Source organism: Photobacterium sp. GB-56 (genome assembly GCF_003026105.1).
Lineage (GTDB): Bacteria > Pseudomonadota > Gammaproteobacteria > Enterobacterales > Vibrionaceae > Photobacterium.
In genome coordinates this window covers 1-2148 of sequence record NZ_PYNW01000042.1, presented here as the reverse complement: position 1 = coordinate 2148, position 2148 = coordinate 1, and the positions used below count along the sequence as shown (strand labels likewise).

Sequence of the window (2148 nt, the reverse complement as noted above, 5' to 3'; positions counted from 1 at the left end):
AAAAAAAAGAGCTAAAAAGGCTAACGCAACCTTAACGCCTATCCCTTGGGGCAAGGTAAATAAGGTTTATACATCAAAACATTTTACTGTTGACCAGCTTCATTAATATTGACTTCTCGCCTCACAGAAACCTGTGAGGCGCTCAATTAAAAATCTAGATAAAGCGTTCCTTAAACAAGGTCAGTAAATGAAAAAGATCATATCAACAGGAGTATTCTGCCTATTACTGGCTGGTTGTAGCATGATGAATAGAGAACGCGTACCTGATGAAGTTCCTGATTGGACAGTTGGTTACGCTATGCCATCATTTTACCCTGTCAGAGTCACTAAAGCATATGGTATTAACACGCAAGAAGATTGGACTTCTATTTTACATACTCATAGTCAATTTATGACAATCAGCGATTTAGAACGAATTAAACAGTCTCAACCGGACTATGATGGATATGGATTATCGTTAACTTTTGGGATCGCTCAATACTCCCAGATAAGATATACAAATCATTTACCCGATAAAGTTGTGCTTTATTGGACGTCCCTTTTTGACGCGAAGTTCTATATTACTGAATTAGATGTCACCGCAAAAATGAAAGCGCTGGCCTATAAAAAGCAAAGTTACATTCGACCAGATGGAATAAAACGAGCTTGCTACCAAACGACATTTGATTTTGGCTTCCTACCAAATGGACAAGTGAAAGTGTGGCTAGAAGGGTGTGGCAAGTATACGTACGTTACTGAGCTGTCACCAACGAGCACCCCCGAAACGGACTATAACGGAAATTCATCAACTGCCTACAAGCATGATTATGAAGACGAGTTAAATATTAGAGCTAAAAATGCTAACGCAACCTTAACGCCTATCCCTTGGGACAAGGTAAATAAGGTTTATACATCAAAGGGCTATATTGTAGATCAGCTTCATTAATATTGACTTATCGCCTCACAAAAACCTGTGAGGCGCTCAATGAAAGAGCTAGATTCAGCATTCATTACACAAGGACAGTAAATGAAAAAGATCATATCAACAGGGGTGCTCTGCCTATTACTGGCCGGTTGTAGCATGATAAATAGAGAACGCGTACCTGATGAAGTTCCTGATTGGACGGTTGGTTACGCTATGCCATCATTTTACCCTGTCAGAGTCACTAAAGCATATGGTATTAACACGCAAGAAGATTGGACCTCTATTTTACACACTCATAGTCAATTTATGACGGTTAGTGATTTTAAGCGTATAAAGGGCTTTTTACCTAATTATGATGGTTATGGTATGCCATTAAGAAGTTATTCTACAATTGCTTACTATGAACAGATTATGAAAACCAATCATCTACCCGATAAAGTCGTGCTTTACTGGACATCCCTTTTTAATGCGAAGTTCTATATTACTGAATTAGATGTCACCCCAAAAATGAAAGCGCTGATGTATACACAACAGCATCATGTGGAATCTGACGGAATAAAACGTACTTGCTATCAAAGTCAATTTGATTTTGGTTTCCTACCAAATGGGCAAGTGAAAGTGTGGCTTGAAGGGTGTGGCAAGTATACGTACGTTACTGAGTTGTCGCCAACTAGCATGCCTGATACTGACTATAATTCAATCACATCGAAACAATATTTCCAAGCAACAGAATATGTAAAAAAAAGAGCTAAAAAGGCTAACGCAACCTTAACCCCTATCCCTTGGGACAAGGTAAATAAGGTTTATACATCTAAGCATTTTACTGTTGACCAGCTTCATTAATATTGGCCTATCGCCTCACAGAAATCTGTGAGGCGTTTTAGTTTTATATGATTCGTCAAACCATTACATTAAAACATTATAAAAACTAATCCAAAATCACGTTAACACGATATGAATGAGTAAACGATCTAACGCATAATAATCTGCGTGCTTTTTTATGGAGGTAATATCTCATAATCAGGCCAATTATTGCCCAGTCTATTAAGCGTGTACTCTTACTCTGGAAATCGTTAACGCCGAAGAAAGATTGAAAATAACCATGAAAAATACCCCGTACAACTCACAGCATATTCCGCCGCAAGCGCCGGGGAATCAGCAAGGCTTTTGGTCTCAAATGGCCAGAAAAGGTGTGCACTTCCCATTTACTTGCAATAATCATCATGTGTCAAGTAAAGTGTTGC

General features: G+C 38.5%; 2 protein-coding genes. Both read left to right on the top strand.

Annotated features, from left to right (window positions below):
• The first annotated feature begins 187 nt into the window (after positions 1–187).
• Complete coding sequence (locus tag C9J42_RS21210) at positions 188–925, top strand: DUF2931 family protein (RefSeq protein WP_107302302.1); 738 nt, start codon at positions 188–190, stop codon at positions 923–925.
• An 81-nt stretch (positions 926–1006) separates the two neighbouring features.
• Positions 1007–1747 carry a DUF2931 family protein gene (locus C9J42_RS21205; RefSeq protein WP_107302301.1) on the top strand — a complete coding sequence of 247 codons (741 nt, stop codon included), beginning with the start codon at positions 1007–1009 and terminating at the stop codon, positions 1745–1747.
• Positions 1748–2148 lie beyond the last annotated feature (401 nt).

Coding starts and splice junctions, on each gene's coding strand:
- C9J42_RS21210 (WP_107302302.1), top strand. CDS start 188: ATGAAAAAGATCATATCAACAGGAGTATTCTGCCTATTACTGGCTGGT.
- C9J42_RS21205 (WP_107302301.1), top strand. CDS start 1,007: ATGAAAAAGATCATATCAACAGGGGTGCTCTGCCTATTACTGGCCGGT.